Origin of the sequence: Cryobacterium lyxosi, from assembly GCF_004403345.1 — a bacterium.
GTDB classification, from domain to species: domain Bacteria; phylum Actinomycetota; class Actinomycetes; order Actinomycetales; family Microbacteriaceae; genus Cryobacterium; species Cryobacterium lyxosi.
The window spans coordinates 98464-123135 of the sequence record NZ_SOGT01000001.1 but is presented as its reverse complement, the minus strand read 5'-3'; the positions used below and the strand labels follow the sequence as shown (position 1 = coordinate 123135).

General features: G+C 65.4%; 25 protein-coding genes. 13 read left to right on the top strand and 12 right to left on the bottom strand.

Annotated elements, in window-relative coordinates:
- Positions 1-57: 57 nt before the first annotated feature.
- Positions 58-180: a hypothetical protein gene (locus E3T27_RS17115; RefSeq protein ID WP_255408738.1), complete on the bottom strand. Its 123-nt coding sequence runs from the start codon at positions 178-180 to the stop codon at positions 58-60.
- A 190-nt stretch (positions 181-370) separates the two neighbouring features.
- Here E3T27_RS17115 and E3T27_RS00530 point away from each other — a divergent pair, with 190 nt between their 5' ends.
- Entirely contained in the window at positions 371-616 is a 246-nt protein-coding gene (locus tag E3T27_RS00530) for a hypothetical protein (protein WP_104196503.1), read from the top strand.
- 46 nt (positions 617-662) lie between these two features.
- On the opposite strand, the gene E3T27_RS00525 is transcribed toward E3T27_RS00530, so the two are convergent.
- Genes E3T27_RS00525 through E3T27_RS00515 form a run of 3 tightly spaced genes read right to left on the bottom strand, consistent with a single transcriptional unit; the run spans position 663 to position 4121 of the window.
- On the bottom strand, positions 663-2009 hold the full coding sequence (locus E3T27_RS00525; protein ID WP_134571246.1) for a threonine/serine exporter family protein: 1347 nt from the start codon (positions 2007-2009) through the stop codon (positions 663-665).
- Positions 2006-3220 (bottom strand): acyl-CoA dehydrogenase family protein, encoded by a 1215-nt coding sequence (locus E3T27_RS00520; protein ID WP_174722161.1) that lies wholly within the window; start codon positions 3218-3220, stop codon positions 2006-2008. Before E3T27_RS00520 ends, E3T27_RS00525 begins: the two co-directional genes overlap by 4 nt.
- 37 nt (positions 3221-3257) lie before the next feature.
- Complete coding sequence (locus E3T27_RS00515; RefSeq protein WP_134571245.1) at positions 3258-4121, bottom strand: DUF4349 domain-containing protein; 864 nt, start codon at positions 4119-4121, stop codon at positions 3258-3260.
- A 144-nt stretch (positions 4122-4265) separates the two neighbouring features.
- Here E3T27_RS00515 and E3T27_RS00510 point away from each other — a divergent pair, with 144 nt between their 5' ends.
- Together E3T27_RS00510 and E3T27_RS00505 are read left to right on the top strand one after the other, a co-directional pair.
- Positions 4266-4487 carry a hypothetical protein gene (locus E3T27_RS00510; RefSeq protein WP_104127647.1) on the top strand — a complete coding sequence of 74 codons (222 nt, stop codon included), beginning with the start codon at positions 4266-4268 and terminating at the stop codon, positions 4485-4487.
- Between the two features lie 57 nt (positions 4488-4544).
- The gene (locus E3T27_RS00505) at positions 4545-5360 is read left to right on the top strand and encodes an alpha/beta fold hydrolase (protein WP_241992052.1); all 816 of its coding nucleotides are present in this window, start codon (positions 4545-4547) and stop codon (positions 5358-5360) included.
- Here E3T27_RS00505 and E3T27_RS00500 read toward each other — a convergent pair.
- Complete coding sequence (locus tag E3T27_RS00500; RefSeq protein WP_134571243.1) at positions 5332-6285, bottom strand: SDR family oxidoreductase; 954 nt, start codon at positions 6283-6285, stop codon at positions 5332-5334. The two genes, E3T27_RS00505 and E3T27_RS00500, sit on opposite strands and share 29 nt — an antisense overlap.
- A 250-nt stretch (positions 6286-6535) precedes the next feature.
- Here E3T27_RS00500 and E3T27_RS00495 point away from each other — a divergent pair, with 250 nt between their 5' ends.
- From E3T27_RS00495 to E3T27_RS00485, 3 genes are read left to right on the top strand one after another with little or no spacing between them, the layout of a single operon-like run.
- Entirely contained in the window at positions 6536-7654 is a 1119-nt protein-coding gene (locus E3T27_RS00495) for an adenosine deaminase (protein ID WP_134571242.1), read from the top strand.
- 58 nt (positions 7655-7712) lie between these two features.
- The gene (locus E3T27_RS00490) at positions 7713-8162 is read left to right on the top strand and encodes a PTS sugar transporter subunit IIA (protein WP_104196509.1); all 450 of its coding nucleotides are present in this window, start codon (positions 7713-7715) and stop codon (positions 8160-8162) included.
- A complete protein-coding gene (locus E3T27_RS00485) occupies positions 8159-8434 on the top strand; it encodes a PTS sugar transporter subunit IIB (protein ID WP_104196510.1) in 276 nt (91 codons plus the stop codon). The genes E3T27_RS00490 and E3T27_RS00485 overlap by 4 nt, the downstream gene beginning before the upstream one ends.
- A 136-nt stretch (positions 8435-8570) precedes the next feature.
- On the opposite strand, the gene E3T27_RS00480 is transcribed toward E3T27_RS00485, so the two are convergent.
- Entirely contained in the window at positions 8571-10661 is a 2091-nt protein-coding gene (locus E3T27_RS00480; RefSeq protein ID WP_241992051.1) for a phospho-sugar mutase, read from the bottom strand.
- Positions 10658-11491 carry a purine-nucleoside phosphorylase gene (locus tag E3T27_RS00475; protein ID WP_134571241.1) on the bottom strand — a complete coding sequence of 278 codons (834 nt, stop codon included), beginning with the start codon at positions 11489-11491 and terminating at the stop codon, positions 10658-10660. The genes E3T27_RS00480 and E3T27_RS00475 overlap by 4 nt, the downstream gene beginning before the upstream one ends.
- 179 nt (positions 11492-11670) lie before the next feature.
- Here E3T27_RS00475 and E3T27_RS00470 point away from each other — a divergent pair, with 179 nt between their 5' ends.
- Positions 11671-13107: an NAD(P)H-quinone dehydrogenase gene (locus E3T27_RS00470; RefSeq protein ID WP_104196512.1), complete on the top strand. Its 1437-nt coding sequence runs from the start codon at positions 11671-11673 to the stop codon at positions 13105-13107.
- Between the two features lie 134 nt (positions 13108-13241).
- Here E3T27_RS00470 and E3T27_RS00465 read toward each other — a convergent pair whose 3' ends face one another.
- Positions 13242-15014: an acetyl/propionyl/methylcrotonyl-CoA carboxylase subunit alpha gene (locus tag E3T27_RS00465; protein WP_104196582.1), complete on the bottom strand. Its 1773-nt coding sequence runs from the start codon at positions 15012-15014 to the stop codon at positions 13242-13244.
- Between the two features lie 85 nt (positions 15015-15099).
- The gene (locus E3T27_RS00460) at positions 15100-15750 is read right to left on the bottom strand and encodes a Maf family protein (RefSeq protein ID WP_104196513.1); all 651 of its coding nucleotides are present in this window, start codon (positions 15748-15750) and stop codon (positions 15100-15102) included.
- A gap of 82 nt (positions 15751-15832) precedes the next feature.
- Between E3T27_RS00460 and E3T27_RS00455 the strand changes: the two genes are divergently transcribed.
- Genes E3T27_RS00455 through E3T27_RS00440 form a run of 4 tightly spaced genes read left to right on the top strand, consistent with a single transcriptional unit; the run spans position 15833 to position 20316 of the window.
- On the top strand, positions 15833-17149 hold the full coding sequence (locus E3T27_RS00455) for a class I SAM-dependent RNA methyltransferase (RefSeq protein ID WP_134571240.1): 1317 nt from the start codon (positions 15833-15835) through the stop codon (positions 17147-17149).
- Positions 17150-17187: 38 nt separating this feature from the next.
- Positions 17188-17895, top strand: coding sequence for a response regulator transcription factor (locus E3T27_RS00450; RefSeq protein ID WP_134571239.1), 708 nt, complete (start codon positions 17188-17190; stop codon positions 17893-17895).
- Positions 17888-19267, top strand: a complete 1380-nt coding sequence (locus E3T27_RS00445) for a sensor histidine kinase (protein WP_134571238.1) — start codon at positions 17888-17890, stop codon at positions 19265-19267. Before E3T27_RS00450 ends, E3T27_RS00445 begins: the two co-directional genes overlap by 8 nt.
- Positions 19268-19278: 11 nt before the next feature.
- Complete coding sequence (locus E3T27_RS00440; protein WP_233200638.1) at positions 19279-20316, top strand: hypothetical protein; 1038 nt, start codon at positions 19279-19281, stop codon at positions 20314-20316.
- A gap of 251 nt (positions 20317-20567) precedes the next feature.
- On the opposite strand, the gene E3T27_RS00435 is transcribed toward E3T27_RS00440, so the two are convergent.
- Both E3T27_RS00435 and E3T27_RS00430 read right to left on the bottom strand, forming a co-directional pair.
- Complete coding sequence (locus tag E3T27_RS00435) at positions 20568-20837, bottom strand: hypothetical protein (RefSeq protein ID WP_134571237.1); 270 nt, start codon at positions 20835-20837, stop codon at positions 20568-20570.
- On the bottom strand, positions 20834-22438 hold the full coding sequence (locus E3T27_RS00430; protein WP_134571236.1) for an acyl-CoA carboxylase subunit beta: 1605 nt from the start codon (positions 22436-22438) through the stop codon (positions 20834-20836). The genes E3T27_RS00435 and E3T27_RS00430 overlap by 4 nt, the downstream gene beginning before the upstream one ends.
- Before the next feature lie 223 nt (positions 22439-22661).
- Here E3T27_RS00430 and E3T27_RS00425 point away from each other — a divergent pair, with 223 nt between their 5' ends.
- The gene (locus tag E3T27_RS00425; RefSeq protein ID WP_134571235.1) at positions 22662-23486 is read left to right on the top strand and encodes a biotin--[acetyl-CoA-carboxylase] ligase; all 825 of its coding nucleotides are present in this window, start codon (positions 22662-22664) and stop codon (positions 23484-23486) included.
- A gap of 8 nt (positions 23487-23494) precedes the next feature.
- A complete protein-coding gene (locus E3T27_RS00420) occupies positions 23495-24073 on the top strand; it encodes a PH domain-containing protein (RefSeq protein ID WP_241992050.1) in 579 nt (192 codons plus the stop codon).
- On the opposite strand, the gene E3T27_RS00415 is transcribed toward E3T27_RS00420, so the two are convergent.
- Positions 24050-24580 (bottom strand): GtrA family protein, encoded by a 531-nt coding sequence (locus E3T27_RS00415; RefSeq protein ID WP_134571234.1) that lies wholly within the window; start codon positions 24578-24580, stop codon positions 24050-24052. The two genes, E3T27_RS00420 and E3T27_RS00415, sit on opposite strands and share 24 nt — an antisense overlap.
- Positions 24581-24672: the final 92 nt, after the last annotated feature.

Genomic DNA, 24672 nt, shown 5'->3' with positions numbered 1-24672 from the left:
AGCGCAGAAAGAGGGTGCCGCCACGACCGTGGCGGCACCCCATGCGCTGGTTGAAACCTAGCTCTTGCGGGCCCGGGAAGCGGTCTCTTCAGACTTCGCCTTCTTGTCGGCCCTCTTTTCCTTGAGGGACTTGTCGGCAACCTTCTTGGTCGCATCCTTTTTCGGTGATTTATCAGCCATTGTGTACTCCTTCGCGCCGAGCCGTGGGGCCCCGTCACCTTGAGAATACGCGGATTTGCCGCAAACGTCATCTCACCGTGCGAGCGTCGCGTGAGAACCGGTCAACTCGGCCGGAGCCCTGTGCACCCACTGCCGGTGTGTCGTATGCTGACGCTCTACGAAACCCTCACCTCGTTGAAAGGTCACCGTCATGAGCCATAGCGCCACCTACCGGGCAGTACTCTTTGGACCGAACCCGATCGCCGCCGGAACAGAGGTGGAGCTGGAATATATCGACGGGCAATACCGGGACGTGATCGTGCTCGAAGAGATCGAGGACACCGAAACGATCACCCGCACCTACAAGCGCGGGCGCGAAACCGATGAGCCCATCCCGTACCGTTTCGTTGAGGAAGACGTCGCTGAAGCAGGCGGCGAAGCCGACGTTCCCAACTGATCGGCGGCATTGCGGCATCCGCTGGGAAAGCGGATGCCGCAACGCGCTAGATGCGCTTGGTAGAGTCCCGACCGAGCCGCACCGGCAGGGCCATGAGCGGCCCGACGAAGCGGCGCTGCAGCCGGCGTGCCGGGCCCCACACGATCTGCACGATGTACTGCGACAGCAGGGCGCCGGCCGCCAGGGCCATGGCGATACCCGCCGCCGTGAGGAGCGAAAGCAGCCCGTTGATGTCGCCTTCTGAGAGCATGAGCAGACCGCGAAACAGGGTGAGTCCGGGCACCAGCGGCACGAGAGCCGTCACCATGATGACCAGCGGCGGGGTACGCACGATGCGGGCGGTGACAGCGGCCAACAGCCCGACGCCGAGGGCGCTCGCCGCCGATGAGCCAACCAGGCCGAATCCACCGGCCAAGGCCGCGACGAACAAGAATTCGGCGAGGGCGCCGAGCACGCAGACCACCCAGAACGCACGCCACGGTACCTGCACGGCGAGGGCAAACCCGATCACGATCACGATCGCTGCCACGAGCAGAACCGGCAAGACAGCGAGCGTCACGATCGGGTTCGAATCGATCTCGAGCAACAGTCCGAAGCGAGCCAGGAACAGCGCGGAACCGGAGACTCCGGTGACCAGTCCGGCCGTGATGAGCAAGGCCTCCACCATTCGGGCGGTGCCGGTGAGATAAAACCCCGACAGGGTGTCATGCACGGCGCCGAAGGTTGTCACTCCGGCCAGGAGCATGATGATGGTCGCTACGACTACGAGCGAGGGGTTCGCTGTGGGATCGATCAGCCGCACGATTGCGGCGATGATCGGGCCGATCGCGCCCCCGACGACGGTCTGATAGAACAGAGGAACCTGGCGGTGGTCGAGTACCGAGGTGATCCAGTCGATGATCCAGGTGGCCACGAATGCGGCGATGATCACGGTCGGGCCGGCGCCGATGAGCACGGCGGCGCCCGCTCCGACGAGGCTCCAGCCGATGCGGCGCCACTGCTTGGGTACCTGCGGCTTGGAGCTCACGATCGTCGCCAGAATTTTTCGGGCTTCGGCGACTTCGATTGGCTTCTCGATGATGTCCGCGATCAGTTCCGACGTCGCGGTGAGCTTGGAATAGTCGAGCGTGCGGTACTTCACATTGCGGCTGCGAATGATCGACTCGTGCGTCAACGCATCTTCCTGCGTGAGCGTGATGGTTGTGTGCGTGATATTGGCGTCGGTGCCCTTGAGCCCGTACGCGCGGGTCAGCGCGATCATGGCGGCGGTCGCATCTTCGGCACCGGCACCGGCGGTGAAGATGACCTCGGCGAGACGCATGGTGAGATCGAGCACTGCCCGGGTGTAGCCGGAGTGGTCGAGCGAGATGGCGGTGGTTTTGCTAAAACTCATGAGGTGCGCACATCGAGGGGTCCCAAAACGGATGCGGCGGCGGTCGCGTGCGCGGAGTCCGCGTCGGAGGGGTGGAAGAGACCCGCGAGCACGTCGCGGTAGAGCCGCGCGAGTTCGGAGCCTGCGTTGAAGGCGGAGCCGCCCGCGACCTGCACTGCGGTATCGACGACAAACTTGGCGTTCTGGGTGGCCCGATATTTGAGCCCGGACAGCTGAGCGAACCAGGCCGGACCGACCTGCCAGGTCTGCTCGTCGACCGCGCGAGCGAGGGCGTCGATCTGCGGGTAGATGCCGTCCATCGCGATGACGAGCTCGCCCACCCGCCAGCGTGCCACCGGATCCTGTGCGTGCGTGCGCCCATCGTTCTTGCGCGATGTACGTCGGTGCGCGCCCAGGGCTGCGAGCTCGAGCGCCCGCTGGCCGATACCGGTGTACACCGCACTGAGCAGAATTTCAAAGTTGGCGAAAATACCGGCCACGAGCGGGTCGCCGTTCGGGCCGACCGGCAGCTTGCGCACGACCCGGTCGGGGCGGGCGCGCGCGCCCTCCAGCACAGTGCTCTGGCTCTGGCTGGCGCGCATGCCGAGGGTATCCCAGTCGTCTTTCGAGTGGATGCCGGCATCCGCTCGATCGAGAAACGCCCAGACGATCGCAGGGTCGCCCGGGTTGGAAGAATCGAGGCCCAGGGTGCCGAGCCGGGTCCAGGCCGGGGAGAGTGAGGTGAAAACCTTGGTGCCGGTGAACCGGTAGCCGCCGTCTGGCTCGGGGATGGCATCCGTCGTCGAGCCGAAGAGAACGAGGTCGTTGCCGGGTTCGCTCACGCCGAAGGCGAAGATCTCGCCGCGGCCGGCCTCCTCGAGCAGAAAATCGAGCGAGTGATCGCCCTGCGCGGAGAGGCTCGCGGCGACTCCCGTCCAGATCAGGTGCATGTTCACCCCGAGAGCGGTGGCCGGGGCATGCGCGGCGAGCTGGGTCTGCGCGCGAGCAATCTGCTGCAGGGTGCAACCGAGTCCGCCGAACCGAATCGGCACGAGGGCACGCAGGTAACCGGCGGCGACGAGCTCCTCGAGGTCGTCGGAGAAGAACGTGTTGGCCCGGTCATAACCGGCAGCTCGCGAACGGATGCCCGCCAGGATCTGGTCAGAGAGCAGCGGCTCGTTTTGGTCGCTTGTGGGTAGGGAAACGGGCGCTGCCGGAGGCGTTTCGAGCAGGGCTGGCGCAGGGAGAAACTCGGTCACATAGTCAAGCCTATGCAGCCTTGCGCCGGCGTGTGAACAACCGCACGATAAGCAACACAATTGCCCCAAAAATCGCCAGCACGACGAGCCAGGGCAGGGCCACTCCGAGGCCGATCAGCAGGCCGCCGAGGGCTGCGGCGAGGGCGCTCCAGCCGGCGGTGATGCCGGTCCAGAAGTTGTCGGGGCCGCCCGCGGCGACGGTACCCTCCGAGACCAGGTCGAGTTGCAGGGTCGAGTAGTCGATTTGGTCAGCGAGGAAGTCGCGCTGGGACCGCTGGCTTTCCAGCTCACCCTGCCGGCTCGACAGCGTACTCTCGATGCTGATCAGGTCTGCTGTCGTAGTGGCGGAGGCCATCAGCGCGAGCAGCCGGTCGACCGAGGTGGTGAGCGCGGTGATGCGGGCGTCGAGGTCCTGGCTTTGCTGCGTCACATCCTCGGCGGTGAGTGTCACGAAGTTGAGGGTGCCGAGCTTCTTCAGATCGGCCAGGGTGCGGTCGAGTTCGTCGGACGGAATGCGCAGGGTGAGGTGCGCGCTGGCCGGCTGGATGTCGGTGGCCGGGTTTTCGCTGCGGCTGTCCACCCGTCCGCCGGCCTGTTCGGTAAGGGTGACGGCGGTTTCGCTTGCCGCGACCGGGTCGGTGGTCGTGATCGACATGGATCCGGTGGTGATGACGTCGCGGTTCGTGGTCTTCACAGCGCCCGTGGTGCCGGTGACCAGGCTTCCGTCGCCCGCCTTGTCACCCTCAGCGGGAACAGCCCCGCTGGAGATACTTCCCGACGAATCCGTGGTCACGGAACTGCCGCTGTTTGCCGTGCACCCCGCCAGCAACACGGCCGTCAGAAGAACCGCGATGACACCCCACGTTCGTCTCATACCTCACCGTACCGAGCGTTGTGGGGGCAGTGTCTGGGGGCAGTCTGGGAGTCGGATCACAATTGGGACTCGGCGCCCAGCCCCCGAAGTATGGTCTTGGAATACGCGGTTCAACCCGACCGCTCACACGATCAGGAGGACAACATGGGATTCGTCGACAATGCCAAGGATGCACTCGATGCCACCGGCAAGAAGATCGGTCGAGCAGTGGACGACGCCAAGGACCGCATCGATGACAAGGTCGACGAGGCTAAAGCCAATGCCAAGGTGAAGCAGGCCGAGGGCGACGTGAAGCATGCTGAAGCCGAGCGTAACGCGACCGAGGCTAAAAATGACCTGAAGGCCACGCTGCGCGACGATACCTAGCGCATGTCTTGGTGGGCGGAACGGATGCGCACGACGCGTCGGTCCTGCCCACCACTTTTGCACGTCGCAACGGATGCCGGCACCGGCCCGGTCGTCCTCCTGGTGCACGGCATCGCATCGTCTTCGATCACCTTCTACGAGGTGATTCCGCTGCTGACGCCGAACCATCGCGTGATTGCCGTGGATATTCTGGGCTTTGGTCAGTCGCCGGCGCCGATCGGTTGCCAATACCGACTGGAGGATCATGTCGGGGCCTTGAGCGCGACCATCCGCTCGCTGAAGTTGCGCGAGCCGTTCGTGCTCGTCGGCCACTCGCTGGGCAGCCTGATCAGCACACGCTACGCGGCGATGGAGCGACACGGCAGTGTCGCGACATTCTGGCGGCGTCTGGCCGGTCGCGGCACGGTATCACGCGTGGTCTTGGTCGGGCCGCCGGTCTACGTCTCACCGAGCGACATCGGCGATTCGCGGGTCAGGGCGCGGGTCAGCGCGTACCTGCGGGCCTACGATTTTCTGCGCGCCAACAAGGAATTCACGCTCGCCAACGCCGCGATCATGTCGCGCCTGCTACCCAAGGGCATCTTCGAACTCACCGAGAAGACCTGGACCCCCTTCATCAAATCCATGGAGCACTGTATCGAATCGCAGACCGTGGTGAGCGACATCGCGAGCCTGACGGTGCCGGTCGACGTGATCTACGGAGCGTTCGACGCATTCATCGCGCAGGGCAGCATGACCATTATCGAGCGGATGCGCCACGTCACCATGCACCGCGTGGAAGCCAACGACCACATCATTCGGAAGCGCCTGGCGCGGGTGCTCGTGAAGGTCATCAACAGCGAAACTACACGGCCGGGAAGGTGGCGCCGGTGAGTTCCCCGGACAGCGACCAGAGACGGCGGGCATCCGCTTCGTCGAGCGAGCGCGGGGGCAGCCTGGCGGGCGCGGGGGCGCCGGTGAGTTCGCCGAATCCACCGGGACCGTAGTAGCCGCCGCCGGCCGCTGCCGGGCTCGTCGCCGCGTAGAGCGCTGGCAGGATGCCCTGGTCGACCTGCTGCCAGATCCAGCCAATGTGGTGGGTGGCTTCGTTGACGGCGAGGAAGACCCGGGCCGAGGCTCCCTTGTGGGTGGGTCCGGTGATCTGCAGGTTCGTGACGGTTGCACCCGGGTGCGCGGCGATGCTGCGCAGACCCCAGCCGCCGACGACGCTGCGCCGGTTGAGTTCGCGCGCGAACACGAGCGTGGCGAGCTTGGAGAGCGCGTAGGCGCGGTGCGGCCGGTAGCGCAAGCCGTGCAGGTCGTTGAAATCGAGGCGTCCGGTGCGGGCGATCAGGCTTGAAAGACTCACGACCCGGCTCGTTGTGGCGGCGCGCAGCAGCGGCAGCAGGTGAGCGGTGAGCGCGAAATGGCCGAGGTGGTTGGTGCCGAATTGCAGCTCGAAGCCGTCTTCGGTCTCGTCGCGCACCGGTGGCATCATGATGCCGGCGTTGTTGAGCAGAATATCGATCGGGCGCCCTTCTTTCGTGAGCTCCGCACCGAATTTGGCGATGCTCGACAGCGAAGCCAGATCGAGACGACGGATGCTGACGCTCGCCTCCGGGGTCTGCTCACGAATGCGTCTCACGGCCGCTGCACCCTTGTCCTCGTTGCGCACGGCGAGGATGACCTCGGCGCCCGCGCGGGCGAGGCGGCCGGTGAGGCCGAATCCGAGGCCGCTGTTGGCGCCCGTGACGACGGCAAGCTTGCCGTGCAGGTCGGGAACCTGGATGTCGGGGAGGTGCATGGCGCGCGTGGTCATGGGGCTCCCGTTTGTCGTAGAGCTCCATCCAACCCCGTTTGGAGGGTGGAAGTCACGCGGCGGCCGAGGCCTGAGGCGGATTCACGGCTGCGCGGTCAGGCGGCCGAGCGCTGCGGCGGGTCGCCGACGCGCCCGAGAGCATCGACGATTCCGCTGGCCGCATTTCTCATGGTCCGCCCAGAGCCGCTCCGATAAGCTGAGCGCGCGGTTGTAGTTCACAGCCGCCCCCCGTAACGAGGAGCTTGTTCGTATGACTGTGATCGAGGAATTCCTCATGCCCGGCGGCGGCACGAGCATCAACACCCTGCCCAAGGTTTCGCTGCACGACCACCTCGACGGCGGCCTGCGCCCGCAGTCCATCATCGAACTGGCCGACTCCATCGGATTCGTGCTTCCCACGACGGATGCCGACGCGCTCGGTGAATGGTTCTCCGACCAGTCCAACGCTGGTTCGCTCGTGGAATACCTCAAGACCTTCGACGTCACGACCGCGGTCATGCAGACCCGCGAGGGACTCAGCCGGGTCGCCCGCGAATTCGTCGAGGATCTCGCCGACGATGGCGTCATCTACGGTGAGGTGCGCTGGGCTCCCGAGCAGCACCTGGCCCGCGGCCTCACCCTCAACGAGGTCGTCGAAGCCGTGCAGGACGGCATCGAAGCCGGCATCGAGAACGTCGAAGAGTCAGGCCGCAGCATTCGCATCGGCCAGCTCATCACCGCCATGCGCCACGCGAACCGCGGCCTCGAGATCGCCGAACTCGCCGTGCGCTACCGCTTCGACGGCGTTGTCGGCTTTGACATCGCCGGCGCGGAAGCCGGCTTTCCAGCTGGCAACCACCGCGCAGCGTTTGACCTGCTCGCCCGCGAATTCATGCCGGTCACCGTGCACGCTGGCGAGGCCGACGGCCTGGACAGCATTCGCAGCGCCCTATTCGACGGCCGTGCGTTGCGCCTCGGCCACGGCGTGCGACTCGCCGAAGACGTCACCATCGAACGCCAGGACGACGACAACACCTTCGTCACCCTCGGCCCGGTGGCCCAGTGGGTGCGCGATCGCGAGATCACGCTCGAACTGAGTCCTTCGTCGAACCTGCAGACCGGGGCGGTCGCCGCCTGGGGCGAGGAACTCTTCGACCACCCGTTCGACTTGCTCTACCAGCTTGGTTTCAAGGTCACCGTCAACACCGACAACCGTCTGATGAGCGACACCACCCTCACCCAGGAACTGGCCCTGCTTGCCGATGCCTTCGGCTACGACGTCGGCGACCTCGAGATCTTCCAGCTCAACGCAGCCCACGCGGCGTTCCTGCCGTTGGAAGACCGTGAAGAGCTGGTCGAGGCCATCGAAGCCGGCTTCGGCGACGCCTGACGCTGGCTGATCCGAAGCGCCAGCGCACCAAGCACCACCCCGCAGAACCGAAGGAATCATGTCCCTGCCGCATCTCCCGCTTGACGCAATCACGATCGGTGCGCACGCCGACGACTGGCCGGCCGCCATCACGGCGGCCGGTGACGCCCTCGTGCGTTCCGGTGCCGCCACATCCGCTTATACCGAGCGCATGATCGAGGTGATTCGCGAATTCGGTGCCTACATCGTGATCGCGCCCGGCCTGGCGCTCGCGCACGCCCGCCCGGGAGCGGATGTTCTCACAGACGGACTCTGCGTGGTCACCCTCGTCGAGCCGGTCACCTTCGGGCACCCCCACAACGACCCGGTCAGCGTGATCGTGGGCTTGGCCGTTGCCGGTGCCGACGACCACCTGCAGTTCGTCGCCGAACTCGCCAACGTGTTCAACGACCCGACGGTGATTCCGGCCCTGGCCGGCGCCACCAACGCCGAGTTCGTGCAGAGCGTGTTCGAGCGGACTGCCTCATGAAGATCGTCGTGATGTGCGGTATCGGCCTGGGTACCTCCGCCATTCTCAAAGTCAATACGGAGCGCGCGCTCGAACGCCTCGACATCGATGCGAGTGTGCTGGCTACCGATGTCGCCGGCGTGCGCGCCGCCGCGGCCGACGCCCAGGTCATTTTGACCTCGTCTGAGCTGGTCGACGCGATCGGCAAGACCAACGCCGACGTCATCGTCATCAACAACTACTTCGATGTCGACGAACTGGTCGTCAAGCTCGACATCGCTCTGGGTTCCTAGAACCCCGCGTTCCACCCCCACCGCTGTCGCGGACGGGGCCCGGGCCCCGTCCGTGGGCCCAGCTTATAAACTGGGCCCACGGTCAAAAGGTGGGCCCGGCGAGCGGATTTTCCCACGCCGCACCGGAGGCCGCCAGCTAGGCGATCAGCGCCCGCATGCCCCGATCGAGCTCGTCGAGGGCGGCCTGCGCGGCAGAACGGCGCTCCACCAGAGTGCCGACCGGGCAGCGGGTATCGATGTACACCTTGAGCTTTGGCTCGGTTCCACTCGGGCGCATCATCACGCGCGACCCATCGGTCAAGCGGATGCGCAACACATCGCTCGGTGGCAAATCGCCCAGCCCCCAACGAAAATCGTCGATTTCGTCGACCCGAATACGGCCGACGTGGGTGGGTGGGGATTCCCGCAGTCGCGTCATGACCAGGGCGATCGTCGAGAGTTCAGAGACCCGCACGGAGATTTGTCCGGAGGCGAAGTGTCCGAACTTCTCGCTGAACGAGTCGAGATAGCCGGCGAGGGTCGTTCCCTCCGACTTGAGGTCGCTCACCAGCGAAAGCAGCGCCACTGCGGCCGAGATACCATCCTTATCGCGTACGGTATCCGGGTTGACCAGATAGCCGAGCGCTTCTTCGTATCCGTAAACCAGGTTGGGCACCCGCGACACCCATTTGAAGCCGGTGAGGGTTTCTGTGAAGCGCAGGCCGTAGGCATCCGCGACCGCATGCAGTGCCGGCGACGACACGATCGAGCAGGCCAGGGTTCCGGCATCGATGGCGGGCAGAGCGTCGGGATCGTGCGCCGGAGCCATGGCGGCCGCCCGCCAACCCAGAATTGCGCCGACCTCATTACCGCTGAGTCGGCGGTACCCACTCGCACTGGACAGGTCGGGGATGGCCACGGCGAGGCGGTCGGCATCCGGATCGTTGGCGATGATGAGCTCAGCGCCCACCTCGCGCGCGCTCTCGTAGGCCAGGTCCAGCGCTCCGGGTTCTTCCGGATTCGGAAAGGCGACGGTCGGAAAAGCGGCGTCCGGTGCGATCTGGGCATCAACGAGGGTCGGTAGGTCGAATCCGGCCTTCTCCAACACCCGACGCGTGGTGTCCCAACCCACGCCGTGCATCGCGGTGTACACCGCGTTCACCTGCGCGCGGGGCGTGTGGGCGATGCCGGCCGTCGCCGCGATGTAGGCGTGCACGACGTCTTCTTCGGCGGTTTCATAGCTGCCGCGCGGCAGGTGCAGAACGTGTTCGTCGGCGGCAACGCGCAGAATCTCGGTCGAGATGGCCAAGTCGTCGGGGGAGACGATCTGTGCGCCATTGTTCGCGCCGCCCAGGTAGACCTTGTAGCCGTTATCGATCGCAGGATTATGTGAGGCGGTTACCATCACGCCGCAGCTCGCGTCGAGGTGCCGTACCGCGAAGGCGAGTACGGGTGTCGGGAGCAGACGAGGCAAGAGGATGGCGCGCACCCCCGCTCCAGCCATGATCGCCGCCGTGTCGGTCGCGAAGACCTGTGAGTTCTTGCGTCCGTCATAGCCGATGACCACCGACGGCGTGACGCCAGAAGCAGCACGCCGGCGCAGATAGGTCGCGAGGCCGGCCGCTGTCTGCGAGACCAGCACGCGGTTCATGCGGTTCGGTCCGGCGGAGATCTCGCCGCGCAGCCCGGCCGTGCCGAATGCGAGCCGGGTGTCGAACCGCGAATGCAGATTGGACAGGGCCGTGGTGTCGCCGTCGTCGACGGCGTTGATCAGAACGCGAAGTTGCGCCTGCGTTTCCGGGTCGGGATCCTGGTTCAGCCAGGCCCGAGCGGCCTGCAGCAGCGCAATGGTGCGATTGGTCGAGGTCTCCGGCGTCTCGTGTGCCACGGGCGCAGTCGCAAGCTCGTCGACGTCATCGCTGGCAGCGCCGTCGGACGTGATCGTCGAAATGGCAACGGTCGGTTCGAAGCCGGCATCGTCGCTGTTGTGCATGATCGTCGAAATGGCGACCGTGGGTTCGGAGGCGTCGTCGGGGTTGTGCGTGATCGGCAGGGCGCGGGTCGGAGTGTGGATCTCATCGGCTGTGTCCGGGTCGAGAACCTGCGGCGCGGCATCCGGGGTGGGTGGCGGCGTGACCTGCGGCGCGGCATCCGCTGGCGGGCCGGAATGGCGACCGCCGGTGCGCTCGGTCGGCCGGTCGTCGTTGTTATCGGAATGGCCAGCGTCGGGGCGGTCGGAGCCCGTCACAGCGCGGCCACGATCCGGGCGAGGAGTGCGCTGATCACCGGTTCGGCCAGCGCGCCGGCCTCGATGACTTCGCCGTGGCTGAGCGGGGTTTTCTGAATGCCGGCGGCGAGGTTGGTGATGAGCGAGAGGCCGAGCACCTCCATTCCGGCTTGCCGGGCCGCGATGGCCTCGAGCGCGGTCGACATACCCACGATGTGACCGCCGATGGCCTTGGCCATCTGAACTTCGGCCGGGGTCTCGTAGTGCGGCCCGCGAAACTGGCAGTACACGCCCTCGTCGAGCGTCGGGTCGATGCCGCGGGCGAGATCGCGAAGCCGCTTCGAGTACAGGTCGGTCAAGTCGACAAAGTTCGCGCCCTCGACCGGAGAATCAAAAGTCAGGTTGATGTGGTCGCTGATGAGCACCGGGGTGCCCGGCGTCCACGATTCACGGATGCCGCCGGCCCCGTTGGTCAAGATCATCGTCGTCGCTCCGGTCGCCGCCGCCGTGCGCACGCTGTGCACGACCCGGCGTACACCGTGGCCCTCGTAGTAGTGCGTGCGGGCGCCGATCACGAGGGCGCGCTTGCCGCTGGGAAGAAGAATGGAGCGCAGGGTGCCGGCATGGCCGGCCAGGGCGGGAGCGCTGAACCCGGTGATGTCTGCGGCAGCCACTGTGTGGGTGGTCTCGCCGATCAGGTCGGCGGCCCTGGCCCAGCCGCTGCCGAGCGTGAGAGCGATGTCGTGTCGGGGAACCCCCGTGATGCCGGCGATCTCCGCGGCGGCCGACTGTGCTGCCTCAAACGGATCTGTTTCGGGCAGGTCCAACGGGTTGATCTCGTTCGTGAACATTTGACTACTCTAGAACCCCCGCCTCGGGCACGGAGATTCTGAGCGAATTCTGCTCTCGGCGCGCCGAACGGGCGCCGAGACGATCATTCGGCTCAATTTCGCTCTTTTCGACGCTCACGCGGACTGTGCGGTCGATGAACCGGTTTGGCGGGAACTGCGCGCCTTGAGAGAATAGAAACATGGCCTATGAGTTCGAACGCAAGCAGCGCATCGCAGTACTGGGCGGTGGGCCCGGCGGATACGAAGCGGCCATCGCCGGAGCACAACAGGGTGCCGACGTCACCCTCATCGAAAGTGTCGGAGTCGGCGGTTCCGCCGTGATAACGGATGTCGTCCCGTCCAAGTCTCTGATTGCCACGGCCGAGGCCTCGAATTCGATCGGCGAGGCGACCGACCTCGGTGTGCAGTTCTTCGTGCGCGGCGAAACCGGCAAACCCCTGCGCCCCGAGGTGGCCATCAACCTGGCCGCCGTGAATAAACGACTGCTCGCCCTCGCCCGCCAGCAGTCCGAAGACATGAAGGCCACCCTCATTCGCGCCGGTGTGCGCTATGTTCAGGGCCACGGCCGTCTCGATGGCACCACCGGCATCATCGTGGCCACCTCCGGCGACTCAACGGCCACCGACTTCGACCGCATCGATGCCGACACTGTCGTCGTCTCTGTGGGCGCCAGCCCCCGCGTGCTCGCGTCAGCGCTACCCGACGGTGAGCGCATTCTCACCTGGACCCAGCTCTACAACCTCAAGGCCATTCCCGAACACCTCATCGTGGTCGGCTCTGGCGTCACCGGCGCCGAGTTCGCCTCGGCCTACCGCGCCCTCGGCGCGAAGGTCACTCTCATCTCCAGCCGTGACCAGGTTCTGCCCGGAGAAGACGCCGATGCCGCGAACGTCATCGAAAACGTCTTCAAGCGTAACGGCATGATCGTGCTCTCCAAGTCGAGGGCCTCCTCGGTCGAGCGCACCGAGACCGGCGTCGTCGCCATGCTCGAAGACGGACGCACGGTCGAAGGCAGCCACTGCCTTATCGCCGTCGGCTCCATTCCGAACACCGCCAACATTGGCCTCGAGCAGGCCGGCGTGCAGATCACCGACTCCGGACATATCCAGGTCAACCGGGTCGCCCGCACCTCGATTCCGAACATCTACGCAGCCGGCGACTGCACGACCGAGATTCCGCTGGCATCCGTGGCGTCGATGATGGGCCGCACCGCGGTGTTCCACGCCATGGGGGACACCGTCAATCCGATCGAGATTCGCAACGTTGCCGCGAACATCTTCACCCAGCCCGAAATCGCCACCGTCGGCTACACCCAGAAGCAGATCGAAGACGGGCTCGCCCAGGGTGAGATCTACAAGCTGCCGCTCTCGCAAAACCCGCGAGCCAAAATGATGGGAATCAAGGACGGCTTCGTGAAGCTGTTCGCCCGCACCGGCAGCGGCACGGTCATCGGAGGCGTCATCGTCGCCCCCAAAGCCAGCGAACTCATCTTTCCGCTCGCACTGGCCGTCGAACACCGGCTCACCGTCGACGAAGTTGCACGCACCTTCCCGGTCTATCCCTCGCTGACCGGGTCCATAACGGATGCGGCGCGCGCCATGCACATCGTCCTCTAGGTCTGGACGTCATCGGTTGGTTTTCGAGGTGGGCCGTGGGAGCAGATGCCCTGCCCCCAACCTCGTCAACGACGCATGCGCAGGCTGTCGAAAACCCGCAGCCGACGGCGAAAACTAGGCGGCGACGGCGAAAGCTAGGCGGCGTCGGAGACCGTGAGCAGAACGCTGCCAGAGGAGACCGTTTCGCCGACGATAGCGGCAACGTTGCCGATCGTGCCGTCACGGTGGGCAACGAGCGGCTGCTCCATTTTCATGGCCTCGAGTACGAGCAGCAGGTCTCCCTTGACCACGGTGTCACCTTCGGCAACGAGCAGCTTGATGATGGTCGCCTGCATTGGCGCCGTGACGGCGTCTCCGGTGGCGGTGTCGACGGAGTGCAGGCCGCCGCGACGCCTCGGGGCTGGGCCGACCGAGCGGGCGCTTGCGCCGCCGGGCAACAGTCGAGTGGGCAGGGTGACCTCAATGCGCCGCCCCTCCACCTCGACGACGATGCTGTGGCGTTTCTGCTGGCCGACGGCGTCTTCCATGCTGCCGCTCCACGGTTCGATGTCGTTCTCGAACTCGGTCTCGATCCAGCGGGTGAAGACGGTGAACGGCTTGCCGTCGGTCGGCGCAAAGGCAGGGTCGCGCACGACCTTGCGGTGAAAGGGCAGCACGGTGGGCAGGCCGGCCACCTCGAACTCGTCGAGAGCCCGGCGCGAACGCTCGAGGGCTTCCTCGCGGGTCGCGCCGGTGACAATGAGCTTGGCCAAAAGTGAGTCGAACGATCCGCTGATCACGTCACCAGACTGAACGCCGGTGTCGACGCGCACGCCGGGACCGCCCGCGGGCTTGAACACGTGTACCGGGCCGGGCGCTGGCAGAAAGCCGCGGCCGGCATCCTCTCCGTTGATACGAAATTCAAACGAGTGAGCGGATGCGACGGGGTCACCATAGGTGAGCTCGCCACCCTCGGCGAGGCGGAACTGCTCGCGCACCAGGTCGATGCCGGTGACCTCTTCGGAGACCGTGTGTTCAACCTGCAGGCGAGTGTTGACCTCGAGGAACGACACCGTTCCGTCCTGGCCGATGAGAAACTCGCAGGTGCCGGCACCGACGTAGCCGACCTCCTTGAGGATGGCCTTGGAAGCGCGGTACATCTCGTCGCGCTGCGCATCGGTGAGAAACGGAGCCGGAGCTTCTTCGACGAGCTTCTGGTGCCGGCGTTGTAGCGAGCAGTCGCGGGTCGACACGACGACGACGTTGCCGTGCATGTCGGCCAGACATTGGGTCTCGACGTGGCGGGGGGAATCGAGGTACTTCTCGACGAAGCATTCGCCGCGACCAAAAGCTGTGATGGCCTCCCGGGTGGCTGAATCAAACATCTCGGCGACCTCGTCGCGGGTGCGGGCCACCTTGAGGCCGCGCCCGCCACCACCGAAGGCAGCTTTGATCGCCACGGGCAGGCCGTGCACGTCAACGAAGGCGAGTACCTCGGCCGCGTCGCTGCAGGGGTTTAACGTGCCTGGCGCCATGGGGGCGTTGACCTTTTCGGCAATTTTGCGGGCCGAGACCTTGTCGCCGAGCTGCTCGATGGCTTCGGGAGAGGGCCCGATCCAGGTCAGGCCGGCGCCGATCACGGCGCGGGCGAAGTCGGCATTCTCGGCCAGAAAGCCGTAGCCGGGGTGCACGGCGTCGGCGCCGGAACGCCGGGCGATCGAGAGGATCTTGTCGATGACCAGGTACGTTTCGGCGCTGGTGGTGCCGTCGAGACCGTACGCCTCATCGGCCAGGCGGGCATGAAGAGAGTCGCGATCCTGGTCGGCGTAGACGGCGACAGAAAGAATTCCACTGTCTTTCGCGGCACGGATGACCCGAACGGCGATCTCGCCTCGGTTGGCGATGAGGACCTTCGTTATGAGTGACACAATCACTTAGCCTATTGCCCGTCGTCGCATCCCTTTTGGTTCTGTCCCACAAAAAGACCCGGCAGATTATTGTGAATGCCTACAATTACAGTGCTCCGGGGCGATTCCACAGGGTCGGCCACTCATGCCCCAGAGTGCGCACCAGCCGCCGCAGCGTCGGAAGAGACAACCCCACCACGGTGGATGGATCGCCGACGATGCTCGTGATGAAGGGAGCGCCGAGGCTGTCAATGGTGAATGCGCCTGCCACAAACAAAGGCTCCCCGGTGGCGACATAGGCGTCGAGCTCGGCGTCGTCGAGGTCGTCGGCAAAGGTCACCTCGGCCGCCACGGCCGCGCCGATCGCCCGGCCAGGCACGCCGTCGGCGACCTCGATCAGCCAGTGCCCTGAATACAGCGTTCCCGTGCGCCCGCGCTGGCGCTCCCAGCGTTCCCGAGCAGCCTCAGCGGTGTGCGGCTTGCCGTAGATGACGCCGTCGAGCACGAACACCGAGTCGCCGCCCAGCAACAGCCCGGTCAGCGGCTTCGGGAGTGAAGCGGATACCGCAGCTTCCGCTTTCGCGCGCGCCAGCAGTTCCACGAGCACGCGCGGCTCCAGAGCCGAGCCCACCGCGGCCTCGGTTTCGGCGACGACCCGAGCCTCATCGACGTCGGGGTTGATCAGGACGGGTTCGATGCCGGCCGCGCGCAGTAGGGCGAGGCGGGCCGGAGACGTGGAAGCCAGGTAGAGGCGCATGCGGTCCTTTCGACGAAGGGTGAGCGTCTATTCAAGCAGGCCAGGAGGGACAGTCGGCGAGGGGGTGTGGGATCATCATTAGATGAGCAACACGAGTCACCAGCCCCAGGCCTTTGAGCCGACATCCTCGGCGAGTGTCGGCGACGAGCTTGAACTGAATATCACCAACGTCGCCCACGGGGGAATCTTCATCGCCCGTCACGAGGGGCGCGTGATTTTCGTCAGCGACACCCTTCCCGGTGAACGGGTGCGCGCCCGCCTCACCGAGGCCAATCACAAGAGCTTCTGGCGCGCCGAAACGGTCACCGTCCTCGACGAAGCCCCCGAACGTCAGCCGCACATCTGGAGTGCGGCATCCGTTGATCGCGCCCCCGAAGACCGCGCCGGCGGCGCCGAATTCGGCCACATCGATCTCGGCTTTCAACGCGAACTCAAGCGCCGGGTGCTCTCCGATGCCTTGCAGCGCATGGCCGGGATCAGCACTGATGTCGTCGTGGAGCCGGTCGCGGTCAGCGCGAAGGCCAGCCCCGGCGACGCGATGGACGGCACCGGATGGCGCACCAGAGTCAGTCTGCACGTGGCCGCAGACGGAACCATCGGCCCGTACGCAGCCCGCAGCCACCGCGTCATCCCGGTCGATGATCTGCCGCTTGCCGAGCACGAGCTCGAACTGCGCGCCCCGCTCGACACCCTGTTCCACAACGCTGCGACAGTCGACCTGGTCGCGCCGAGCAAGGGCGACGTGCAGGTGCTCGTCTCCGCCAAAGATATGAACGGTAAGCCCAAGCGAGTGCCGCACGGTCTCATTCACGAGATCGTCGCCGACCGCGAGTTCGAATTGGACCGCTCGGGCTTCTGGCAGGTGCACTCAATGGCCGCCGACACCCTGTACCACGCGGTGCAGAACATCATCGACCCCGCCATGTTCGACCCGCGCGCCTCCAACCTCGACCTGTACGGCGGTGTTGGCCTGCTTGCCGCGGCCGTCGGCGATAAATTCGGCCCGACAACCCGCATCACCTCGGTAGAGAGCGACCCCGAAGCGGTCGCTTTCGCCGCTCGCAACCTCAAGGAATGGGCCGGCGCGACCGCCGAAGCCGAACGGGTCGACCGTTTTCTGCAACGACTGCTGCGCGAAGCGGATGCCTCCGAACGGGCCCGTCTCGCCGCCGCGACGGTGGTGCTCGACCCGCCGCGCTCCGGCGCCGGCAAGGCCGTCGTCGATCAGCTGGTCGCCCTCGCACCACAACAAATCGTTTATGTAGCCTGTGACCCCGTGGCTCTCGCCCGTGACGTGGCGCTGTTTCGGACGCAGGGGTATGAGCTGAAGAACCTGCGTGCTTTCGACCTGTTTCCCAATACCCACCACGTCGAGGCCGTCGCACTGCTCTGCAAATAGCTATCGTTGACACCAGACAAACCAAAGGCAGCCCTACCGTGAGCCACGCAGTTATTGATTCCGCACCATCCATCCCCCCCGATGCCCCCGTTCGGGTCGGAATTGTCGACGACCATGAGTCGGTGCGACTGGGCTTGCAAGCCGCCTGCGAGAACGCCGGCTACGAAGTCTTGTTCGCTTCAGCAACCGCTCAGGGACTCGTTGACGGCCTCGCCGGGCGCACCTGCGACGTGATCGTGCTCGACCTCTCGCTCGGCGACGGGTCTCTCGTCACCGACAACGTGCACCTGGCGGCGACCACCGGCTCCGCTGTGCTTGTACACAGCATTGCCGACCGCGTCGCTTCGGTGCGAGAAGCCCTTGCTGCCGGCGCTGCCGGAGTCATTCCCAAGTCGTCCCCGACCACCACCGTCATGGCGGCCGTCGCATCCGTTGCTCGAGGCGATGTGCTCAACAACCTCGAGTGGGCCAGCGCCATCGACGCCGACCGCGACTTCGCCAAGGCGCAGCTCGGTCGCCGCGAACGCGACGTGCTGCACCTCTATGCTTCGGGACTGCCGCTCAAGATGGTCGCCATGCAGCTCGGTATTGCGCACTCCACCGCCCGCGAATACCTCGACCGCATTCGGGTGAAGTATGTCGAGGTCGGGCGTCCCGCTCCGACCAAGGTCGACCTGCTGCGTCGCGCCGTCGAAGACGGAATCCTGCCCGGGCTCGACGCCACCGAAGCTGACCGCGGTGTCTAAACGGGCCGCCCGCGAGGGCGACCAGAATCGCCAGGGTGCCCTGGTCTTCACGGCAACTAAACCGTTCACCGAGGTCGGTGACGACGGATTTCAGGTCGACGGCAGCCTGTTCGACCGCGCGCGGCAGCCGCGCAACCCGATCAGCCGCGCCCAGATCGAAATTGTGCTGTCGCGGTCGGTGGCCGCCGTGGCCGTGATCTTCGCCCTGCAGACCCTGCCGGTCATGCTCGCGCAACTGGACAGCCGCAAAGCTTCGGCGGCCGTGCCCATTGCGATCGTTCTGGCACTCGTGATTGTGATCTTCGTCACTGCGACGCTGACCCGGGAGGGCATCCGTACCGCTGCGGGCGCAGTGGCGGCCGTGTATCTTGCCGCACTTTTTGTATGGCCGCCACTCATGATCGATCCCACCGCGGTGCTCGATAGTAAACCATGGCTCTGGTACCTCTGCGGTGTCGCCACCTCGTGCGCGGCAATTGCACTGCCCTTGGCGTGGGCGGTCGTCTACACCGTGATTACTCCGGCCACCTTTGGGCTCCTGCGGGTACTGCCCTCCGGCGGCGAGGCCGAGAACCTGGTCGCCGTGCTCGACACTTTTTACGCCATGCTGCTCGGCGGAACGGTGCTCATCATCATCTACGTACTGCGCCAGGCCACAGCACGGGTCGATACTGCCCAGTCCAACGCACTCGCCAAATACGCCGTAGCGGTGCGACATCACGCGACTGAGGTGGAACGGGTTGAGGTCGACTCCATCGTGCACGACAGTGTGCTTGCGACGCTGCTCTCGGCGGCAGGCGTGCGCAATGCCAAGGGAGCCGAGCTGGCCGCCGCTATGGCGCGCAGCGCCATCATCCGCTTGCAGGTGGCCAGCGGAGAACGAAACGTCGATGATGCCGCGGTCAGCGTCAGCCAGCTGGCGGCGCGCATTCGTTCCGCCGCGATGGCGACCGGAATGTTCACCGTGACCGAGCTGTGCGTGGTCGGCCTCACTCTTCCCGAGCACGCCGCAGAGGCGCTCTACTCGGCCAGCGTGCAGGCCATGGTCAACAGCGTGCAGCACGCGGGCCCCGCACAATCGCGCACCGTCACGGTGGGCGGTGACGACCAGAGCGGATGCATCATCTGCATCAGCGACACCGGCGGCGGTTTCGACGTTTCCAGCGTCGCCAGCGGCCGGCTGGGGCTGCGCGTGTCGATCCATGACCGAGTGGCCGCCGCCGGTGGCGTGGCCGTTCTGCGCACGAGCCTGGGCCACGGCACGACCATCACCCTCACCTGGCCGCGGCCCGACGCGCCAAACCAGGTGAGCGGTGACCCGTCGGCCGAGGCGAGGGGCTCGTCGTCCGGGCGAGACGCGGGCACCCGATGATGGCCGGTTCCGTGGTTGTTTCTCGCACCCTGGCGCTCATCGTGGCCGCTTTCTTCTCGGGCTACCATGTGCTGCTCGGCGTATATTCGCTCGACCAGCCGGCGTCGGCAACGCCGATTTTGGCGGCGATGAGCCTGTATGTCGTGGCGACGGTCGCGAGTCTCTGGACCAGCAGCTCCATGCGCATGTCACTGCCGCTGGCCCTGTTCAACGTGGGTGTTTCGGTGGCGATTCCGTTGATCGTGGGCAGCCAGCTCGACGGATCCTCCGGCACGCTCGGGTATGCCACCTGGTACGTGGCCGCGATCGGCACCCTCATGACGATCACCGCTGCCCGCAAACGCCCGCAGCTGGCCCTGCTGGGTGTCGGCACGCTCGTGCTGCACAGTGTCGTCTGGGCCGGTGTTGGCGAGCTGGGGCACTTGGGCGTCATCGGCAGCGTGGTCTGGGTCGTCGCGGCCGTGCTGCTGTCGAGAGCACTCGTGAAGGCCAACCGGGATGCCCGCCAGTATGGAAGGGCCGAGCGGGAGGCGAGCGGATGGCATGCCGCTCAGGAGGCCCACCTCTATGAGCGCCAGGTACGGTTGACCCAAACCATGCGACTGGCCATGCCCATGCTGCGGCGCATCAGCGAAAGCGATGGCGATCTCAGTGAGGACGACCGGCAGGAGTGCCGACTACTCGAAGCAGCAATTCGCGACGAAATCCGTGGGCGGCGTCTGCTGAACAACGCCGTGCGCGAACAGGTCATGGCCGCCCGTCGACGCGGTGCGAGCGTCACCCTGCTCGATGAAGGCGGGATAGACGATCTCAGCGGATCCCCCCTGGAGATCGTGCTCAACACCCTGGCAACCGCCATCGGCGGCACCACGGCCGACAGGATCATTGCTCGTACATCTGCCGACAGCGCGACCATCGCGGTCACCGTGGTGGGCCTGAGCAGCCCTGACCCGGCCGTGAGCGCCCTCGGACCGGACTCGTCCGGTGAAGAAGAAGTAGACCTGTGGATAGAAATTCCCCGAAAGGTCGCGCGCGTCGTTTCCGACTGAGGCTGACGGCGTCAGGCGGGGCATACGCGAAAGGGGATCAGCCGAAGCTGATCCCCTTTCGATTATTCGAGAAAGGACGACAACCCGAATGCCATCCGTTCCCGCCCCCAACACATTCGCTCGCTTACCCTAGATAGCGAATGATCGGTGGTGGCACTCCAAGAGCGTCACCGAGCCTTACTAGTCTGCACTATCAAACTCATGCTGACAGTCGGCATTTAGGAGGACAGACGCACCGGTGGATGCACGCATTAGCCGGTGAAGCCGCGCCAGCGGTTGGCGCCCGCGTGCACCGGCACCCGAATAGGGCGCTGGTTTTGCTGCCAGGCACTCTGACCGAGTTCCGGCGCGGCCCGGCGCTCGTCGGATTCTTCCCGCAACAGGCCGCGGATGATGGCGGTCACCGCCGACACCTCGACAGCACTGACACGGTGGGTCACAAAAACCAGCTCCGACGGATCGAACTCTGACGGCTTCGGCCGCGCGGTGTTAGGTGGCATCGCGGTATGGGATGTCTTCACAGCGGAATGTTCCCGTGTTTCTTGGCGGGCAGGTTCGCCCGCTTGGTGCGAAGAGCCCGCAACGCCTTGATGACCGATACCCGAGTAGCCGCCGGCTCGATGATGCCGTCGAGTTCGCCGCGTTCCGCCGCGAGAAACGGGCTCGCCACGTTGTAGGTGTACTCGTTGGCCAGGCGGGTGCGCACCGCTGCGACGTCTTCACCGGCCTGTTCGGCCGCCTTGATCTCGGCGCGGTAGAGAATGTTCACGGCGCCCTGGCCGCCCATGACAGCGATCTCCGCGGTCGGCCAGGCCAGGTTGGTGTCGGCGCCGAGCTGCTTGGAGCCCATCACGATGTACGCGCCGCCGTAGGCCTTGCGCAGAATAACGGTGACGAGCGGCACGGTGGCCTCGGCGTAGGCGTACAGCAGTTTCGCGCCGCGGCGGATGATTCCGGTCCACTCCTGGTCGGTGCCGGGCAGGAAGCCGGGCACGTCGACGAGGGTGAGTATGGGGATGGAGAATGCATCGCAGAACCGTACGAAGCGTGCGGCCTTCTCGCCGGCTTCGATGTTCAGGGTGCCGGCCATGGCGTTGGGCTGGTTGGCGACGATTCCAATGGAGCGGCCCTCGACCCGGGCGAACCCCACGACGATGTTCGGCGCGTACAACGGCTGCGTCTCGAGAAAGTCGCCGTTGTCCACGATGTGCTCGATGACGGTCTTGACGTCGTAGGGCTGGTTGGGCGAATCGGGGATGATCGAGTTGAGGCGACGGTCGGCATCCGTTGTTTCGAGTTCCACGTCGCTGTCGAACACGGGCAACTCGGCCAGGTTGTTGTCGGGCAGGTAGCTCAAGAGGGCACGGGCGAAGTCGAGCGCGTCGGGCTCATCGCTGGCAAGGTAGTGCGAGACGCCGGAGACCTTGTTGTGGGTGAGGGCTCCGCCGAGCTCTTCCATGCCGACGTCTTCGCCGGTGACGGTCTTGATGACGTCGGGGCCGGTGACGAACATCTGGCTGGTCTTGTCGACCATGATCACGAAGTCGGTCAGAGCGGGGGAGTAGACCGCTCCGCCCGCGGCTGGACCGCAGATGATCGAGATCTGTGGAATGACACCGGAGGCGGCCGTATTGCGGCGAAAGATCTCGCCGTACTTGCCGAGGGCTACGACGCCCTCCTGAATGCGCGCTCCGCCAGAGTCGAGAATGCCGATGATGGGGACCCCGGTCTTGAGGGCGAGGTCCATCACTTTGATGATCTTCTCGCCGGCCACCTCGCCGAGCGACCCGCCGAAGATGGTGAAGTCCTGGGAGTACACGGCCACCTGGCGGCCGTGGATCGTGCCGGTTCCGGTGACGACCGCGTCGCCGTATGGCCGCTTCTTCTCCATGCCAAAAGCCACGGTGCGGTGTCGTACAAACTCGTCGAGCTCCACGAAAGAGCCCTGGTCGAGCAGCAGGTCGACGCGCTCGCGGGCGGTCATTTTGCCCTTGGCATGCTGCTTTTCGATGGCGGTCGCCCCGCTGGCCGTCACGGCTTCGTGATAACGCAGCTTGAGGTCGGCGAGTTTTCCCGCCGTCGTATACAGGTCGGGTGCCTCGGCGGGCGTCTTGTCAGTCACCGTTTCACTCTACCGGCACCCCCCGCACGGTCCCCGTTGACGATGTTCCACAACTTTGCCGGCCAACACTGCACGTTTCCCCCTCCAGCGGTCCATTGGCCAGCTAAAACTCTTCCGCCACGTTCATAACTCCTGCAATTTGGTCAAAAACAGCTCGAAATAGGTGTTTTGAGGCCAGATTCGACAGAATTGCAGGAGTTATGCCGACGAGAGGGTCGCCACCATGGAATTTTCGCTCAGCCGTACCGAGGTGAGCCGGTTCGAGTACCGCTCCGAGGCCACCTCCACCAACGATGTGCTCAAAGAACAAGCCACGGCGGATGCCGCAGCCTGGCCCGACCTCTCGGTCATCGTCACCGACAACCAGACCCAGGGGCGTGGCCGGCTCGGCCGCGTCTGGTCGGCCCCGACCGGCAAAGCCCTGGCCATCTCCGTGCTCGTGCGACCGAAGGTGCCGCCCCACGCCCTCGGCTGGTTCCCCCTGCTGGCGGGAGCCGCCATGACCCGCGCCGTGAAAAAAGTCGTCGAGGCGAACATGAAGCCCGTCGAAGGGGTCAAAGAGGCCGAGGACCCCCGCCACGACACGACCCTCAAATGGCCCAACGACGTGCTCATCGACGGCTACAAGGTGTGCGGCATCCTGTGCGAGCTGCTGCCCGACGGGACAGGCATCATCATCGGCGCCGGTCTCAACCTCTCCCTCGACGAACACGACCTGCCCACCCTCACGTCCACCTCGCTGCTGCTGGTCACCCGCACCGCGCCCGACCCCGATCAGGTGCTCGCCGCCTACCTGCACGAACTCGTCACGTTGTACCGGGCGTTTACCTCAGCCAACGGCGACGCCGTCCAGAGCGACCTGCATGCCGCCGTCTCGAAGCTCTGTGGCACGCTCGGCAGAGTCGTGCGCGTGGAACTGCCCGGCGGCACCGACCTAATCGGCACCGCCACCGGCATTGACGCTGGCGGCCGGCTGACCGTCGTCAATCAGGCCGATGGCGAGGAACGGTCTGTCGCCGCCGGCGATGTCACCCACCTGAGGTATTAATAGAAGTAATGAAGAAGAAAACGCAGGGCGAGACCAACGAGACCGAATCCTCCGGCTATGCCCGAGAGAGCCGGCCCGAAAAGGTCATCGCTCGCCTGCGCCCGCACGCTCGCGTGCTGGTCTGGCCGACGCTGCTCCTGTTCGCCCTGGCCGGCGGCACCGGGTACTTCTTCGGCAACATGGCGGAGCCGTGGCAGAACGCCGCTGTGCTCGGCGGCGCCATCGCGCTTGCCATACTCGGCTGGCTGCTGCCGCTCGCCGCCTGGCTCACCAAGCGCTACACGATCACCACCCGCCGCATCATCTTTCGCCACGGATTCTTCGTGCGCACCCGCCAGGAGCTACTGCACAGTCGCGGCTACGACGTGAGCGTGCGGCAGAACTGGGTACAGGCCGGGTTTCACTCGGGTACGGTGCTGATCAATTCGGGGCTGGAGCATCCGCTGGTCTTGACAGACGTTCCCAACGTCGACCTCGTGCAGAGCACGCTGCATGACCTCATGGAAAAGGCGAGCACCGTCATGAGCTCCCGCCGGCAGGAGCAGTCAGCCCCCTCCGCAGAGTCAGCGTTCTGGGGTCGCCGCTAACCGAATCGCCCCGGTGCGCGTGCTGACCAGAGCGATACCAGCGGATGCCGGCGCTCCGCTCCGGCTCGGTGCAAACACCCAGTAGCGGTAGAGCGTGAAACGAAACATTGCCCCGAGCAGCAGACCGACGATGTTGCCTGAGATGTTGTCGGCGAGAACGCTGGTGTAGCCCAGCACGTAGTGGCTGAACCACAGGCAGGCGATGCCAATGCCCATGCCCACGAGGCTCACCGCGAGAAATTCCAGGCCCTCCCGCGCCGTGTGGTCCTGGCGGTTCTTGCTGAAAGTCCAGTACCGGTTGCCCAGCCAGTTCACCAGAATGGCCAGCACCGTCGAGATGACCTTGGCGTAGATGGGGCCGGCGTGTACATCGGCGGAATCCAGCACGGTGGTGCGCAACAGGTTGAACACCGTGAAGTCCACCACGAAGCCCAGCGCACCGACGGCACCGAACTTGAGGCCCTGACTCAGAAAGCTGAGCAGGCGCTGCTTCAGGGTGATCGACATGCATCCGTTCGACGTTCGGTAAAGTGGGGTACAAAGCACTCAAGTCTCGAAGTCTATGGCGTTACGAAATTTTCGGGCTGGGTTAAGACATG

Coding starts and splice junctions, on each gene's coding strand:
- E3T27_RS17115 (WP_255408738.1), bottom strand. CDS start 180: ATGGCTGATAAATCACCGAAAAAGGATGCGACCAAGAAGGTTGCCGAC.
- E3T27_RS00530 (WP_104196503.1), top strand. CDS start 371: ATGAGCCATAGCGCCACCTACCGGGCAGTACTCTTTGGACCGAACCCG.
- E3T27_RS00525 (WP_134571246.1), bottom strand. CDS start 2,009: ATGAGTTTTAGCAAAACCACCGCCATCTCGCTCGACCACTCCGGCTAC.
- E3T27_RS00515 (WP_134571245.1), bottom strand. CDS start 4,121: ATGAGACGAACGTGGGGTGTCATCGCGGTTCTTCTGACGGCCGTGTTG.
- E3T27_RS00510 (WP_104127647.1), top strand. CDS start 4,266: ATGGGATTCGTCGACAATGCCAAGGATGCACTCGATGCCACCGGCAAG.
- E3T27_RS00500 (WP_134571243.1), bottom strand. CDS start 6,285: ATGACCACGCGCGCCATGCACCTCCCCGACATCCAGGTTCCCGACCTG.
- E3T27_RS00495 (WP_134571242.1), top strand. CDS start 6,536: ATGACTGTGATCGAGGAATTCCTCATGCCCGGCGGCGGCACGAGCATC.
- E3T27_RS00490 (WP_104196509.1), top strand. CDS start 7,713: ATGTCCCTGCCGCATCTCCCGCTTGACGCAATCACGATCGGTGCGCAC.
- E3T27_RS00485 (WP_104196510.1), top strand. CDS start 8,159: ATGAAGATCGTCGTGATGTGCGGTATCGGCCTGGGTACCTCCGCCATT.
- E3T27_RS00475 (WP_134571241.1), bottom strand. CDS start 11,491: ATGTTCACGAACGAGATCAACCCGTTGGACCTGCCCGAAACAGATCCG.
- E3T27_RS00470 (WP_104196512.1), top strand. CDS start 11,671: ATGGCCTATGAGTTCGAACGCAAGCAGCGCATCGCAGTACTGGGCGGT.
- E3T27_RS00460 (WP_104196513.1), bottom strand. CDS start 15,750: ATGCGCCTCTACCTGGCTTCCACGTCTCCGGCCCGCCTCGCCCTACTG.
- E3T27_RS00455 (WP_134571240.1), top strand. CDS start 15,833: ATGAGCAACACGAGTCACCAGCCCCAGGCCTTTGAGCCGACATCCTCG.
- E3T27_RS00425 (WP_134571235.1), top strand. CDS start 22,662: ATGGAATTTTCGCTCAGCCGTACCGAGGTGAGCCGGTTCGAGTACCGC.
- E3T27_RS00420 (WP_241992050.1), top strand. CDS start 23,495: ATGAAGAAGAAAACGCAGGGCGAGACCAACGAGACCGAATCCTCCGGC.
- E3T27_RS00415 (WP_134571234.1), bottom strand. CDS start 24,580: ATGTCGATCACCCTGAAGCAGCGCCTGCTCAGCTTTCTGAGTCAGGGC.